Annotated in this window: 13 protein-coding genes; 2 read left to right on the top strand and 11 right to left on the bottom strand. The window is 61.7% G+C overall.

What is annotated here, in order from left to right:
- Nucleotides 1–62 precede the first annotated feature (62 nt).
- From V4558_04025 to V4558_04045, 5 genes are all read right to left on the bottom strand, one after another.
- A complete protein-coding gene (locus tag V4558_04025; GenBank protein ID MES2304646.1) occupies nt 63–644 on the bottom strand; it encodes a cation transporter in 582 nt (193 codons plus the stop codon).
- Entirely contained in the window at nt 631–3,786 is a 3,156-nt protein-coding gene (locus V4558_04030; protein MES2304647.1) for a CusA/CzcA family heavy metal efflux RND transporter, read from the bottom strand. The genes V4558_04025 and V4558_04030 overlap by 14 nt, the downstream gene beginning before the upstream one ends.
- A 2-nt stretch (nt 3,787–3,788) precedes the next feature.
- Nucleotides 3,789–5,048, bottom strand: coding sequence for an efflux RND transporter periplasmic adaptor subunit (locus V4558_04035; GenBank protein MES2304648.1), 1,260 nt, complete (start codon nt 5,046–5,048; stop codon nt 3,789–3,791).
- Nucleotides 5,049–5,061: 13 nt separating this feature from the next.
- Entirely contained in the window at nt 5,062–6,396 is a 1,335-nt protein-coding gene (locus tag V4558_04040) for a TolC family protein (protein MES2304649.1), read from the bottom strand.
- 124 nt (nt 6,397–6,520) lie between these two features.
- Nucleotides 6,521–6,892, bottom strand: coding sequence for a hypothetical protein (locus V4558_04045; protein MES2304650.1), 372 nt, complete (start codon nt 6,890–6,892; stop codon nt 6,521–6,523).
- 94 nt (nt 6,893–6,986) lie between these two features.
- Here V4558_04045 and V4558_04050 point away from each other — a divergent pair, with 94 nt between their 5' ends.
- Complete coding sequence (locus tag V4558_04050; GenBank protein ID MES2304651.1) at nt 6,987–7,616, top strand: cation transporter; 630 nt, start codon at nt 6,987–6,989, stop codon at nt 7,614–7,616.
- A 325-nt stretch (nt 7,617–7,941) separates the two neighbouring features.
- Here the strand turns inward: V4558_04050 and V4558_04055 are convergent, their stop codons facing one another.
- Complete coding sequence (locus tag V4558_04055; protein ID MES2304652.1) at nt 7,942–8,439, bottom strand: hypothetical protein; 498 nt, start codon at nt 8,437–8,439, stop codon at nt 7,942–7,944.
- Between the two features lie 102 nt (nt 8,440–8,541).
- On the opposite strand from V4558_04055, the gene V4558_04060 reads away from it, so the two are divergent.
- The gene (locus V4558_04060) at nt 8,542–8,751 is read left to right on the top strand and encodes a helix-turn-helix transcriptional regulator (protein ID MES2304653.1); all 210 of its coding nucleotides are present in this window, start codon (nt 8,542–8,544) and stop codon (nt 8,749–8,751) included.
- Between the two features lie 114 nt (nt 8,752–8,865).
- Here V4558_04060 and V4558_04065 read toward each other — a convergent pair whose 3' ends face one another.
- From V4558_04065 to V4558_04085, 5 genes are all read right to left on the bottom strand, one after another.
- Entirely contained in the window at nt 8,866–12,378 is a 3,513-nt protein-coding gene (locus V4558_04065; GenBank protein MES2304654.1) for an SIR2 family protein, read from the bottom strand.
- Nucleotides 12,379–12,666: 288 nt separating this feature from the next.
- Nucleotides 12,667–13,518 carry a hypothetical protein gene (locus tag V4558_04070; protein MES2304655.1) on the bottom strand — a complete coding sequence of 284 codons (852 nt, stop codon included), beginning with the start codon at nt 13,516–13,518 and terminating at the stop codon, nt 12,667–12,669.
- 92 nt (nt 13,519–13,610) lie between these two features.
- Nucleotides 13,611–14,336, bottom strand: coding sequence for a hypothetical protein (locus V4558_04075; protein MES2304656.1), 726 nt, complete (start codon nt 14,334–14,336; stop codon nt 13,611–13,613).
- A gap of 154 nt (nt 14,337–14,490) precedes the next feature.
- Nucleotides 14,491–15,090: a hypothetical protein gene (locus tag V4558_04080; GenBank protein MES2304657.1), complete on the bottom strand. Its 600-nt coding sequence runs from the start codon at nt 15,088–15,090 to the stop codon at nt 14,491–14,493.
- 65 nt (nt 15,091–15,155) lie between these two features.
- On the bottom strand, nt 15,156–15,728 hold the full coding sequence (locus V4558_04085; protein MES2304658.1) for a hypothetical protein: 573 nt from the start codon (nt 15,726–15,728) through the stop codon (nt 15,156–15,158).
- Nucleotides 15,729–15,786: the final 58 nt, after the last annotated feature.

Raw genomic sequence — 15,786 nt, forward strand, 5'->3', positions numbered from 1 at the left:
GCCCTGCCGGGCGAAGTCAAGAAATGCTGCGTGTTTCAACCACCTGCGGCCCGGCCGGCTGCTCAGGAATCGGCCTCAGCAAGCCGAACCCGCTTCCGGATGCGGAGCGCCCCCCGGAAGACGAGCCAGCAGACAACCAGGCCGATGAGAAGGTCAGGAACCGCCGAGTCAAGAAGCGATACGAGGATTCCCGCGACCAGAACGCCAAGGTTTGCCTGAATATCAGTGGCCGAGAAGAGCCAGGCCGCTTGCAGATGGACTTCGCCCTCGCGGTGCTTGTGGAGAAGGACGAGACATACGGCATTAACCGCGAGCGCCAATAGGGAGACACCGATCATTACCCGAGGCTCGGGTGCACTACCAACGAGCCATCGTCGCCCCACTTCCAGTATCGCTATGCCGCCAAGCAGAAGTTGGACGCGCCCCGCGAATCGTGCAGCGCGTATTTTCTTCATTGGAGATGCACCGATCGCGAGGAGTGCAAGAAGATAGACCGCGGCATCTGCACCCATATCGAGCCCATCGGCAACAAGCCCCATCGACTCCGCGGCCCAGCCAACGAGGATCTCCAGCACGAACATTCCCCCATTCAGCGCCAGCAGAGTCAGGAGAATGCGCCGCTGGATCACTTCACTCCGAGTCACTCATTGCGCTCCTGCCAGCCGCGCCTTCAGCGCGGGCTAGCCAGCCGTACACGGTGGGTAGGACCAGCAAGGTCAACAGCGTTGATGACACCACGCCGCCGATGACCACCGTCGCCAACGGCCTCTGCACCTCCGCCCCCGACGCGTGAGAGAGCGCCATCGGCAAGAAGCCTACCGATGCCACCGTTGCCGTGGCCAGGACGGGTCGAAGCCGCACCGACGCAGCCTCCCGCATCGCGGTGAGCGCCGACGCGCCCGCTGACCGCAACTGGTTGGCATAGCTCACCAGAACCAGACCATTCAGAATTGCCACCCCGAACACCGCGATCATCCCCACGAGTGCGCTGAGATTCAGGTGCAAACCACGCAACCAGAGCGCTGCGATCCCTCCCACGAGCGCGAAGGGCACGTTCAGCATCACGAGCAGCGCCGGCCTGAGCGAGCCGAACGAAGCGTAGAGAAGAGCAGCGATCACAAGCAGCACGATCGGCACGATCAGGGCCAGCCGCTTGGTCGCGCGTGCCTGGTTCTCGAATTGCCCGCCGTATTCCGCGTAATAGCCGGCCGGCAGCTTCACTCTGTTGCCGATGACCTGCTGAACCTCCGTCACAAACGAGCCCAGGTCGCGACCGCGTACGTTCGCCTGAACCACGACAAAGCGCTGCCCACCTTCGTGGTTGATGGCTTCAGGGCCCTCGACCGTCCGCACCTTGGCGACCTGGGAAAGTGTGACCGTCCCGCCCGCTGGAGTCCGCACCAGCGTCTGCCCGACCGCCTCCGGCGTTCCCCTGAAGGGGGCGTCCAGCCGCACGACTATTGGAAAGCGACGGCGGCCGTCGATCACCTCCGAAGCCTCGGCACCTCCGACACCAGTTTCCACTGCTTGCTGCACATCGGAGACATTGAGGCTGTACCGTGCGATGGCCGAACGATCGAGCTCCACCTCGAGTTGCATTGCCCCTGCCCCGACGCCCACCGAGACATCCTCCGCACCACGGATGCCTTCCACCACGGCACGAACCTCCTCGGCCTTGGCCTCCAGCAGTGGCAATGAATCGCCGAAAAGCTTGACACCCAGGTCGGTCTTCACCCCGGAGACTACCTCGGCAAGCCGCATTCGCATCGGTGCGCTGAATTCGTACTCCAGCCCAGGCACATCGGCGAGCGCAGAATCCATTGCGGCAATGAGATCGTCGAGCGATGCCACCTGCCAATCGCGCCGGGGCTTCAAGAGGAGATATACGTCGCCCTGGAAGAGCGCCATCGTTTCTGTGGCCTCGTGGGGACGCCCGAGGTTCGTGACCACGCTCGCGACTTCTGGAAACTTCCTGAGAACTCGCTCCACCTCACCCGAGATCGCTACTCCCTGTGGCAACGACGTACTCGGAATGCGCCGCGTTTCGATCAGGAGCGACCCTTCATCGAGCTTGGGCATGAACTCGGACCCGAGGAACGGAACCGAGGCGAGCGCTATCGCGAGGAGGCATACCGCACCGGCCACTACGCGCTTCGGACGGGCCAGCGCCTGGTCGAGCACGCGCTGATAGCGGCTTCGGAGTGTCAGGAACCAGCCGGTATCCTCAGCGTGCGAGGATGATGCGCCAAGGCCAAGGCGCTCCGGAGTCAGGATCGACGCGGCGATCGCCGGCACGTAGGTAAGTGCGAGAAACAGCGAACCTAGTACGGCGGCGCAGACGGTGAACGCCATCGGGATGAACATCTTGCGCTCGAGTCCCTCGAGCGCACCAACCGGGAGATACACCGCGAGGATGATCATCACTCCGAACACCACCGGCCGACCCACCTCAGTCGTGGCTTCCGCGACCAGTTCGGCACGGCGAGCCTCCGAAGCTCCGGGTTCGCTCCGCAACCGTCGGACGATATTCTCGATAACGACTACCGAGGCATCGACGAGGAGCCCGAAATCGAGCGCGCCGAGACTCATCAAATTGGCAGTCATCCCGCCGTAACGCATCGCAAGGAAGGCGATCAGCAGCGACAACGGAATGACGGATGCCGTCAAGAGGGACGCGCGCAGGTTGCGAAGGAATAGCAACAACACCAGCACCACCAGGAGTGCGCCTTCCAGCAGGTTCCGGAACACTGTCTGCGTCGTTCGATCGACGACATCGCCCTGGCTGTAGAACGGCCGAATCCGCGCTCCCTCGGGGAGGAGAGGCTTGATCTCCTCCAGACGAGCGCGCACTCGCTGAACGACCTCGCGTCCGTTCGATCCCTTGAGCATCAGGATCGCCGCCGAGAGGGCTTCGCCGTGGCCATCGCGAGTGACCGCACCGTATCGCCTGCCTGGCCCAACAACCACCCGCGCGACATCTCGCACATAAACTGGTGTCGCACTCACTCCTGTCCTCAACACCACGTTGCCAATGTCAGTCGTATCGGCAATGCGCCCGAGCCCCCGCAGTGTGAACCGCTCACCACGGTCCTCGACATAGCCGCCGCCGAAGTTGGCATTGTTGTCGGCAAGTGCCCGCTCGAGGTCGGCCAGCGTGACGTTGTATCCGGCAAGCCTGGTGGGGTCCGCAAGCACTTCGAACTGCTGGGTCATTCCGCCCCAGCTGTTGACGTCCGCCACCCCAGGGACTGTCCGGAGCAGCGGCCGGATGATGTACTCCTGCACATTCGTCAGTTGCAGCAGCCGAAGACTGTCGGCGGCTGGACTTCCGGTGGAATCGGCCTCAACCAGGTACTGGAACACTTCGCCCATCGCGGTGGCTGGGGGCCCCAGCATCGGCTCGGCGGCTTCAGGCAACGACATTCGCGCATCCTGCATCCGCTGTTGGACCTGCGCGCGCGCGAAGTAGAAATCGACCTTGTCCTCGAAGGTCACCGTGACCACCGAGAGCCCCACCTTTGACTCGGATCGCACCCCTAGGGTACGCGGGAGGCCGAGCATCGCGATTTCCATCGGGTAGGTGACCTGCTGCTCCACCTCGACCGGCGAGAGTCCCGGCACCGTCGTCATGACCAGAACCTGATTCGGAGTCAGATCAGGGAAGGCGTCGGTATTCAGCGTGGCGAAGGCCCAGCCACCTGCGACGACCACGACGGCAGCAGCTATCGCCACGCCGACCCGATGTCGCAGCGAGAGGTGGATGAGCCGATCGATCAGTGATCCCATGATCACATCTCCATGTCGGGCATGCTGCCCTTCTGGAGCTGCGCCTTCACGGCAAACGCGCCGTGCAGCACCACGATGTCACTCGCCGCGAGCCCAGTCGCAACCACCGCCTTGCCGCCGCTTCGTGATGCCACCACCACCGTTCGGGCAGCGAACTGCGCGCCTCCCTTACCGTCGGGCGTCACGACGAAGACAGCCGTCCGCCCGGCAAGGAGTTGAACAGCATCATCCGGGAGCGAGACTCCTTCGCCGTGGCTGGTACCGTCGACTGTGATGGTGGCGAGCATCTCGGGTCGCAAGCGACCATCCCGATTGTTGACGGAGGCGCGCAAGGGAAGCGTTCGCGTCGCAGCATCAAGCCCGGGGCCGACTGCTTCTATCTTCCCGTTGAAGCTCTCGCCTGGAATCGCCGGGACAGAAAAGCGAATCGCAGCACCCCGACGGATGTCGCTCAGCCCCTCAGGAGCTGAAGCCGTCACCCAAAGGGTCGTCAGGTCGGAGACCGCTGCAAGCGGAGCTCCCGCCTCAACAACGGAGCCCGGCACCGCCGTCCGCAGCAGCACCACGCCATCGACTGGCGATCGGAGCACCATCCTGCCCGGGGACGCTTCATCTGCCCCGATGGCTCGGGCGGCCGATTGCGCGCGGAGCAGTTCGGACTCTGCCTGGTGCAACATTGCCTGGGCCAACGAATCGTCGGCCACCGCACGCTCCAGCTCCTGTCGAGGGATGGCAGTTAGCGAAAGCAGTCGCTCTGCTCGCGCGCGAGCGCTGGCAGCATACGAGGCCTGCGCCTGTGCAGAACTCAGCTGTGCCTTGGCCTTCGCGAGGTCGGATTGTGCTGCACCGGCCTCTGCGCTCTCAAGGGTGACGAGAGGCGACCCACGCCGCACCCGATCCCCTTGGGTAACGTGGACGGTGACCACTCGGCCACGCGCCGGCGCGCCGAGTCGCGCCGTGCGATCCTCATTGGGGACCACCTCACCCGGAATTGTGACGCTCCCCACAATGGTTGCAGGGGTGGCCTGCCCCCAACGCACATTGCCGTGGGCAACCTGCGCAGCTGTGAGGCTCACGGTGTCCGATGTCGCAGCGCCACTGTCCTGTGCGCCCATCCCGGGCATCGCCGCCATTTCAGCGGCGGCCTTCGCAGCCGCCGAGTCCGAAACAGCCGGATCGGGTTTGCGCTCAGCTGAGCCGCAGGAGAGCGAGAGCGTCGCGAGGATCGCGGGGAATGCACGGCAGGCAATCGAAGATCGCATGAGGGGTTCTCGCCTATCGCTGAGCGCCAGCAGGCGCAATCAGACCGGGAATCGTGAGAGAGAGGTCGCCGCCCTGAGCCACAACCAGTGCGATGACGCTCAGGTGTTGAGCGTAGAGCGTGCGGTAGAAGGCCATCCGGGCATCGGTCCAGGCGTGAGCGGCGTCCAGAAGCTGCACGAGGGACGTCCCACCCTCCCGATAGGCCGCCATTGCAATCCGACGCGCCTGTTCGGCTCGCCCGAGATAGCCGAGCGAGTCGATCGATGGCCGTGGCAGGAACGCCTCGACCTGCTCGGAGAGAATGCGGGCTGATGCCGCTGCACTAGCGGCCTCCACTTCAGCGCCCCGAGCCGCCAACGCAAGTTCGGCGGCCATCTCATCACGATCGGCTCGTGCCCGGGCGATCTCGCCACCGTTGCGATTGAGGAGTGGCAGCGGCAACGAGAAGCCGGAGACAAGGGAATTCACTCCAACAATCCGCTTGAGCCCCACGGTTGCATCGACTTGCGGAATCACCTGCCGCCGCTGAATCGAGACTCCGGCTTCAGCAGCAGCGAGTCTTTCACGCGCCGCCGTGATTTCCGGTCGTGCCTGCCAAGTCGGGGGGCCAAGGAGGCCACTGTCAAAGGGATGCTCAGGTGGGTTGGCGACCCGGGCTACCTGTGCAGCTGCCCCATCCCGGAGGTAATTGCCCAGCTCGATACGCGCGCGAGCTGCGTCTGCGCTGAGCATCGCGATATCGACACGCACGCGATCGCGCTCGAGTTCGGACCGAAGCAGGTCGACGCCTGCTGCTGCCCCCTCCGCGACGCGCGACCGCTGATAGCCCACCAAGGAGTCCAGCCACGATCCGAGGGCCTGTGTGGCTGTGAGATCGACCTCGGCAAGCGCCGATCGGTAATAGGCCCCAGCGGCGCTGAGCAGTAGTGTGTTTCGGGTTGTCGCGACCCCGGCCTCGCGCGATCGAGTCTCCGCGTTCGCCTGCGCCACGCGTGAAGAGCGCTGATAGAGGAAATCCAGCGGCAGCGTGGCCGTGGCCATCGTCTCTCCATCTCGCCCACCGCTCAGGGCTGATGACGGCTGAAGGCCGCTTTCGCGCTGAACCATCAGCATAGGATTGCCGAGGGCCCCAGCTGTTGACCGAGCTCCCACCGCCGCGCGCAGTCGAGCCTGCGAGGCGGCGAGCGTCGGGTGGTCCGAGAGCGCCGCGTTCACCACATCGAGCAGGGTGACGGATGGCGCGCTCGACGACTGCGCCAGCAGGGCGTCGCAAGGGAGCGAGGCGAGAGTTACGATCAGCGAACCATGGAGCAGGCGTTGCGATCGGAATCGCGGGATCTTGGGCACAATGACCTCATCACAACGGCGTCGTGCGTCGGCGAAGCAAACGCTCCGCGACGGCAGGGAGCCCTCGGTGAGCAAACTCAGTGAATTGAGCGGCTACCGCAGGGTCAGGACTGTTGGGAGAGGGTCAGGCGTTGGGAGGTGGGAGGGGTGGCGCGGAGCGTTCGATGCTGACCGGGAGGATGAGGGTCCATCGAGCCAGGCCTTGGGATGGGCTGACGTTGAACTCGAGTGCCGAGATCGCTGTGGCATTCACCACGAGGCTGGAGCAACCGGCACCAAGGGCACAATCGGTTACCCCGGTGACTTTCGCCTCCGCCATCACGACCGTGCTACCTGCACCAACCGCGCTTGTCGCCGGCGAATGCATGGTGGCCGCATCGGGACAGTCCGGGTCTCCACCAGACGTCGCAGACACGCAGCCGGCCGAGCAGAGCGCAGTCCCGGCGAGGGACCAGAGCTGCAGGGTCAAAAGGGCGAGGGCGGCGAGGCGGCGCATCCTGAACTCTAACACCAACCGCACTATTGGGGTTGGGCCGATCGCGCCGGGCTCGACTGCCATAGTCGGGCATCGGTTCCGGCTAGCTTCCGGTATGTCCGACCTCGCCCCGGATCGCCCTGCGCTCGTGCGCCGTGGTCTAGCGCTCAACTACCTGACCCTTGGCTACAACGCTGTCGAGGCGGTTGTGGCTATCGCAGCCGGAGTGATCGCCGGGAGCGTTGCGCTCGTCGGGTTCGGAATCGATAGTGTCATAGAGGTGACCGCCAGCGGCGCGGCGCAGTGGCGGCTCCGGATTGATCACGACGAGTCTCGCCGTGCGCACGTCGAGCTTCGTACCCGAAAGATTATCGGGAGCAGTTTCCTCGCCCTGGCCCTCTACGTGGGATACGAGGCTGTCGCGGCCTTGCTCACACGCGAGGAACCGGACCGGAGCACAGTAGGGCTCCTGCTCTTGACTGTTTCTGTGATCGTGATGCCTTGGCTCACCGGGCAGAAGCGCGCCGTAGCGAGCGCCTTGTCCAGCAAAGCCTTGCAGGCCGACGCAACTCAGACCGCGCTTTGCGCCTACCTGTCAGCAATCGCCCTGGTCGGCGTCGGGCTGAACGCACTCCTGGGGTGGTGGTGGGCCGATCCAGTATCTGCGCTTGCAATGACACCGATCATGTTCAAGGAAGGTTTCGAGGGCTTGCGTGGCAAGGACGGGTGCCAAGACTGCGCCTGATCAGCCCAAGAGCGTCCTCGATGCACCCCACCGCTTTCGCCCGAGTGTAGGTAATCGGTTCCTCGCGCTCGCGCCTTTTATACTGCGTAAAAGAATTACCCCGTTCTAAAAGCAAAACCCACTTCCTGCGCCATTTCCGGGACTTATCGCGAGGAAGTTATCGACAAAATACTTGTGACTTGGAGCGCTCTGAGGGCGACTTTCGTAGCGTTTTCCTCGGTATTTGATCGATTTCTCACCGAAACGGCCAAATCAACGACACTCGCGAGAGTCTATCGCGCCCTTCCTCGATCAATGACGAACAACGCCAATCACATACCGCGCCTCAGCGACGCGCCGCCACGACTGAATCGCTGATCGCGAGGGCCCGTCGCATGGACCTCATGAATTCGGTGAATTGCTGCGACGTGACGGGAGATAGGACCGGACCACCCGAGGTACGCACGTCGCTGGAAAGAAACATCCGATAGGTATCGCCCGACTGTCGGGTGTACCGCTCCCATCCCAGGCGAGAGAGGCCATCAAGGCTCCGGAGGTCCGGTGCTCCAGTCGTGACCCGCTCCCCGATGGCCGCAGTGAAACGTCGAGCGAAGCTGCTGTCAGTGGCGGCGACCCATGCGCGAATGAGAGCCCCTGAGGTTCTGACGAGCACGGCGGAGGTAGCGCCCCGCCCAAGGAGCCACACTTCCCCATCGGTGGCCACCGTCAGCTCAAACCGGGCGCTGTCGAGTGCGGGCACCGGCACTTCGAAGACTCTCGTCTGGGCCGAGGCCTGGGAGGTCAGCAGGGTGATCAGTAGCGAGGTGGTGAGGGCGAATCGCATCGGAAGCCTCCTAGGGGGTTGGTGCCTTCCCTCAGGGAGGCGATCGAATATGCAATGTTTGCATAACCAATCGCCAGTGCGTCCGTCAACGGTATGCAAAGTGTGCATACCCCCGCCTACCGCGAGTTCCTGCTGCGGCTGATCAAGGCCCGGCAAGCCGCCGGCCTGACCCAGGCGGACGTGGCCAAGGCCCTGCGGATACCGCAGTCACGGGTGTCTCGAATGGAGTCGGGGGAACGGCGGATTGATGTGATTGAGCTGGATGCGTTCGCGAAGCTATACCGCAAATCTCTTAAGTTTTTCGTTCCTTAAAGGTCTACTTCGCCCTACTCCCGATCGCTACGGGCCGAGAGCTCCCTATGGCACCCGGTGACCACACGCCGATGGAGAATCCGCCGTGCTGCAGGGGTAGTGGAACATCACTCGCTACTGTTCCGCATCTTGGCGCACCTTCGTCAAGAGTGTCACGGCGGCGGCGCACGGCAGTTGAGCTAGGGCGTCAGCCGCCCGCAGCACCGCCTCCTGCTTAGCGCCCGCCGCAAGCGACACTTCAAGAAATGCCACGCAGTCGTCTGCAAACCATGTCGAAATCGAGTCCCGCGACGCCAACCAGCCAACTATTGCCACAGTTTCCTCGGGATGAGCCTCGATCCAAGCGGGGTCTAGTTTCCATTGTCTCAAGTATCGATCCACCTTCCGAAGCGACTGACCAGGTGTCTGGAGCAATTCGGCGACCGCATCCGGTGCGACCTCGGGGAGACTTGTGACCCACCCGATCATTGCGGCCACCTCGGCGGGGGTGAAAGCGACCGGGACGTTCGTCCTCCGGTCTCGCCAATACGGCCTCAATGCTTCATACCAGAGCGACTCACGGGCCTTCGGCTCAAGTCGATCGAGCTGCACGGGCATCGCGATCGTGAAGGCATCCCGGTTGTTTTGCCCGGCGTGCTGAATGAAGAACTGCAAGTCAGTAAGCCCAAACTCAGACTTCAGTGGCTCAGCAACCAGGAAAGCAACCCACTCCCCAATTTGCCGAGACCGCCAAGGGAGCAAGGACTCACTCGCGGCGAACATCGCCTTCCTATAGGGCCGCAGCCCTTCCACCGTTGTCCACGACCAACGGTGCTGTGACAAGCGCCCATCCCACATAGGGCCAGCGACGTCCTCGCCGGTCACGGGATCGAAAGCTGGGAAGATGGTGGCCACGGCCCACGGTTTGTCCCCCTCGCTCAGCCGATCAGTTGCCATACCAAGAAATACACGGGCGTATGCGGCCGCAGTATTGCGTTCAGCGACCACCTTCTCCCACCGCACGCGTTCGGCGTGGTCGATCGACAACACATATCGGCCATCAACCTTGTCACGGCAGTGCGCGACAGTCAGCCACACTGAAGCTGCGTGACCGCCAGGATGATTGATTGCGCGATCGACCCACCCCCTTTCGTTGGGAACTGCGGAGTCGAGGTTCCCGGCCCTGGCGTAAATTAGGTCAGCTATCTCATCGAGAGCATCAAGAAGCGCGACGTCCGATTCACCTGGAATTGCCCTAGCCCAATGATCGACAAGGGCACTCAATGGCCGTATGACGCCTTCTGGCCATACCCAGCTGATAGCTGCGCGCAGCATTTCGATTTGCTTGTCGACTGTGATTGGTGCGTCGAATAGCCCCCAGAGAATCGCCGTTGAGATCAGCGGTAAGGCCGTCCCCTCAGTGATAAACACCATGAGGTCGACGCCCCACGAGGGATTGCCTTTCACAGCCTCCTGAATCGCGCCACGCAAGGGTTCGCCTTTCCCGGAAACTCCGGGCGTTTCCTGCGCCTCTGAAAACGCCACTTCGATTGCCCGCACAGCTTCCGCAGGGGTAAGCTGCAACATCTGGGCAGCGCTTATGGGTGATGGCACATCGCTTCCCCACGACATAGAGATACGCCGCAGATAGCCGTCGTACTCCGGTTCTTCCCAATCAGGGTGGGCTTCGCGCTGAATCCTCGCGAATTCCTGGGTTGAAGGGCTATCACCAGCGAGGTGAAGCAGGATTCGACTCAGATTGAACGTTCGGCGGTCGGTGGTGTCGTCAACACCCTCACCAGAAATTCCCTCACGAAACGTCTGTAGGAAGCGTACTTTCACTTCTTCGCTTCCTTCCGGATACCTGAGTCGCAGGAAGCGTGCGAACTCCGGTCGAATCCATTCGTCTTTCGCCCAGCCGTCGGTAGCCGCTCGATCGAGGAGTTCGTCCGAGGAATAGCCGCTGTCCGTGAGGGCGTAGAGTGCCAAACGCTTCAAAAGTCGTCGATCGTCTCGAATGTGAAGATTCCCAAACTCCAAGAGCAGGGGGGAATCGGTTGTCCCCCAGTGGTGAAGGCCCGCCCGGACGATCTCGACAAATACGTCCTCCACTTGCGCGACCGCATCTTGGTCCGAGTCCTCAATTGCGGTTCTGCCGTAACTCGGTCCATCGAAGCCACCCCGCTCTCCACTTGCCAGCCCGAGAAGCGCATAGGTATCGACAATGCGCTGTACCCCGAGTGCAACCAGTCGGCTTGGCTCGAGCGCTGCCAAGGTGTCTCCAACAACCTCAATGGCCCTGCGTATATCATCCGGCTCCGAACAAGTAGCGACCTCAACACTCAGCGGCTGAAGTGCTAGCTTCTCGTCGTCGGTGCGTTTGTCCTCGAACGCGAAGTCAAGTGAGCTCAACGGCGCGAGCCGAACCTGCGTGATCCACGCCAACACTGCCAGCGCTTCGTCGGCCATTCTTTGTTCTACAAGGCGCTTAAACAACTCCTCTGCGTTTTCCCCTTGGAGATCCTGGAAGATTGAATGGTTGACTAGCAATGCGACCAGCTGACGTGTAGTAGTCTTCTCAAGCGACGGTAGCTGTCCGATCAGGTGAAACAGGAGTTCACGGGCAAACTGCTTGCCAATCGTGAGCGACTTGCGGCGGAAGAAGTCCAGCAGTGGCGGGTTGGAGCCTTTACAAAAATTTCGCAGAGCCCAGCGCGACCAGTTCGCGGCGTCTGGACCTTCCGCCGAGCGATCGATCAGACATGAGAGCAAATTGTGCGTTGCAGCCCAAGCGAACCATGCGGGATCGGTCGCACTCTCCCAGAAGGTGAGCCCGCCCTGGGCAGTGGAGAGGCGAACCAACACGTAGTCTGAGTCGATTGGTGATGCCGATGGTCCAGCCACGATGAACTGCCGCAGTTCGCGGTCATGGTCGACAACTGAGCCACTCGCGATCCAAGCCCACTGCTTCAATCCATCCCTTAAGTCGCCGAACGCGTCGCCATCCGCGCGTGTGCCAAAGGCAATCCTTGTGATGTCATGGTCGGCCCAGTTCGACACCTCGTGCTCCGGCACAAGGACATACCACCTCTGCGTGCTGGGTAGAGCGCTAAGTAGGTAGCGCATGACCGGGTCGCCCAAACTGTAACCCACGAAGAGGACTGTTCGTTCCGCGAATACTCCCACTAGAAAACGCGCAGCCCAGCCGTCGGTCATATAGGCTGCTGCGAAATCCTGCTGGGTTAAGACGAGACGATCTTCTGGTCGGCCGAGGGAACCGTGAAGGTGTACAATCCCGCGAAAGCCTCTGCCGGGAGGGAGTGCCGGTCCGATGTAGTGGGGAATCGACGCCCCTGCAAACACCTTTGCGGCAGCCGTCGTGAAGTGCCCGTCAAAGTTCGTTGTGATCAACTTGAGATCGTGGGGGTTGCCGAAGATCGCCACGAGGTGTTCGTGAATCGAAGTATGGCCGCCCTGCCGAGCTAGCAGGTTCGCCCGCGCCCGCGCGTGCACCATGACCGATGCTCGCTCAGCGCGCATCAGGTACCGATCAAGGGCACCCTCATCCTTAGGCTCCAGTGGGATCGGTGGATCGGCGATCTCCTTTGCGAGGGCCTTGAAGCTCGGCATGAGTGCAGGCGGGCCCATCGACACTCCAGCGCCTGCGAAGACCACAAGCTCGCCCGCCGCTCGAGCCCGTTCTAGCTCATCAGGGAGAGTGAGCGACGGAGCTACTCGCATGGATTCTCTGGCGTAGAGGAACTAGATAATCGCTGATCCAACTCCGGCATCACCCCGCATCTCACCCAGGGCGGGCTCGCTCGTTCTAGCTCCGGGTGATCGCGGTGAGACTGTCACTCTTCCAAACAAGAAGGCCAAGTCTCCATCCACCCGCGGCGGCCATGATGCTAGAGGTGCGAGTCCCGCCGAACGCCATCAAAGCCGTTCACCCCATCCTCGACGAAGTGGATAGGCTTCGTAGGCAGCCCTGACCTCCCCTTCACCGAGAAGCAGACCGGGATTGGCGAGCAGCAGGGTGTCGGCCCTGAGTGCACCCGGTGCGTAGACATCATTCGCCGAAAATCCGATAAAATGCAGTCGCTCCCGAACCAGTTGGGCCGATCGTTGGCTCGTATTCTCCTGTTGGAACAAGCCGCGCACACCGCCACCTTCCCCTGTCGGAGACTTCCACTGAGCACCGAAGGGTACTCCAGACCCGATCAGACCTTCGGGGCCGTAGGCGATCTGGCGATAGTCCCAGACATCGCCACCAGTTATCCCATATCCTCGAACATCCGCATACACTAGCTGTCGGGTCCCCATTCTTGGTGGCGGAAATTTTGTTGGGCCGCCGTTCGCGTGGACCTTCCCGCCGATCTTCTGTTGTACGAGAATCATCTCGCCCGCTAGACTCTGGCGAGGGTCTTGAGCACCAGAGCCCAGCGACACTGAAAACTTAAGTCCGTCCTCCACCGTCGCCTCACGAACAGCATCGCTCGTCATCACGCTTACGAGTTCAATGAGCCACTCCGTTCCTTCGTGCACCATTCGAAAGTCAACAGTTGAGTCTCCGACTCCTGCCGCAAATTCGTACTCCGCTTCCAATCCTGCGTCATGGATCTCTGCTGCGAATCGGAGCTCAAAGAGGAAGCTCTTGTCTGTGTACTTGGGTGGCCAGAGCGCTTCGACACGCTGAACCAACGGTTTGCACCACGGCACATCGCCAAGTCGGCTCAGCAGAGAAGCGCAGTACTCCACTTCATCTGACGCCAGGATTTCGCCCCACATGCTCCACTCCGGGTAAAGGAAGCCGTCGGCAACCTGTCGGGCGCTCGACGATTCCTGTCCAGCTGCCCTGAAGAGCGTTGAGCTCGCTTCACTCAACGCCGCTGGGTGCCGGCAGGCCTCGAGTCCGGTCGGTGCACTCTAGCGAGCGACTCCATGCCGTGAATCAACTGATTGAATACTTTCGCGGCTGAACCATCACGATCTCGGATAATAACGAGTTCTCCTTCACGCCCGAGCACTAGTTCCTCCAGCGAAGCGTCGAGCCGCCTGCGGTCGACCACGAACACAACCACGATTCCCCCAACTACCCAGCGATAGCCCTTGTGGCCCAAAATGCGGAACGGCTCGGGGGACTGAAGAGATCGGAGGACCAGACCAGGTACAACGGTAGGCGCTAGGAAAAGCGCCGGATAGTCGAGGGGACCTCCAGGGTCTTCAGCATCGAGGCACCTCCGGATTGTGTCTTCGTGCGGCCCAAGTCGCACCGCCCTGAACATCTCAAGCGCAGAAATGCTCATACGCCACAACACCGACATCCAGAAAAGCTTCATCCTCGCGTAGTCGACCCCTTGGATGACATACCGGTCTTGATAAGTGCAGACGGTATACCTCTTGTCGCCGCCTATGACGCGACTCGCATGTCCCTCGTACCGGCTGAGGCGGACCTCACAGCCGTCGCAGAGCAGATCCTCACGCAAACCTTGTTGAAATACCTTCGGGTGTGTGTCAGGATCGCGATTGACCAAGACGAATCGGTGCTTCTCATCGTATGTAAGTCGGTAGAGAAACTCAGGTATGATATGTGACTTGCGCAGCACCGTGACTGCGTGACACAGCACACACTCTCCAATCATCGCACCGCCCCTGCACAATCTCGCATGTTGGGCATCGTTTGTGACGCGAGCCGGGCTCGACCCAGCGGCAGTTGGGTCAGGTAGTTCGCCAAGGTTCGCAACGGTCCGTGTGCCATGGCTAGGCGGAGAAGAAGACCGCACACTCTTCATCGAGTGACATGAGCAGCTGGATGACCCGATCGACGCGCTGAACTGCCTCCCGTGCTGCAGCACCGCTGTCGTCGGACCATGGCCGGTCAGGCTGGGGCGACTTTCCGGCGCGGCCCTGTACGTACTCCGCGCTGTGAGGATGGGCGATCCGATGCCGCGAAGTCGCAATATCACGCAACAGACGAAAGATCTCCGCATCCTCAGGCAGGACCTTGCCTACGCCAGCGAACACTGCCTTCAGGCGCTTCTCAGTGCTACCCATGCGGAGCACCTTGTCGTGGTTCTCGCCGCCATACTTAAGTACGACGTAGAGACTGATAAGGGCATCCACGGTGATTGCAGCAAAGAGCTGTGTTGCGGCGGAATACCGCATAACTGCCGGCGTGTCAGAGTAGGTGGCATGAACGCCAAGCTTCGCCTTGATTGCTTCGACCTCCTGCCGGTACTCTGCCTCGGCCCGCTCTACGTCGAACAAGAACCCACGCATCGCCCGGTACGCCTCTCCGTGAGGCACAGCCAACTCTCTGCCTTGATGGTCAGTTGATCGCAGTGGAATGACTTTGGGCATCGGAACGTCTCGCTAGGGGGATACTCGCACCTCTTTTCAAACCTGCTGGCCGTTGAAGCTCTCGCTCAGGTTGACTCACCCTCAATCGGTGGAATGTCTGGAAGCACACTACGCGCGCGCAGCAGAAGTCGACGCATGACCTGAGTGAAGTCCCCGACAATGTACGTGACTCCAGTACTCCCAGCACCGCCCCATCGCATTGTGTGCTCTCGGAGCAAAAGTCCGCGATTTTGCAGGTCGTCAATCAACGCGATCTGAACAGCTAGCGAAGGCGCGAGAGTGCTGATTTCTGGCTTGCGTGCTCTTATCGCGTCGAAAAAATACACAGGAGATTCCACTGCCCCATCTGGGGCACGGTCAGTCTCCTCGACCTCCGTAAGGTACAAAAACAGATCGACTGCGCGGTCGGACAGCCCGTCAAGTGCCACACATGCCTGCCCTTTCAACTCGGGTGCATAGGACGCGTTGTCAGAGTCGGTATAGAGAATTGCGAGGGCTGCGCCGACAGTTCTGGATGCCGTGCGGACGGCCGTGTCGGCAAAATCCGACAGGATCTCCGCACCGGCTTCAGTGGCCAGTAACTCGTCGAGGCGTTGTCGCGCCTCTCCCCCGTTGCGCGCGACTTCATAGTCGAGCACCTGGAGAAACCGGACCAATCGCCGACGCTTCGCCCATCTGTAGGCGGCTAACGCCTTC

This window comes from Gemmatimonadota bacterium (assembly GCA_040388535.1).
Lineage (GTDB): Bacteria > Gemmatimonadota > Gemmatimonadetes > Gemmatimonadales > GWC2-71-9 > Palsa-1233.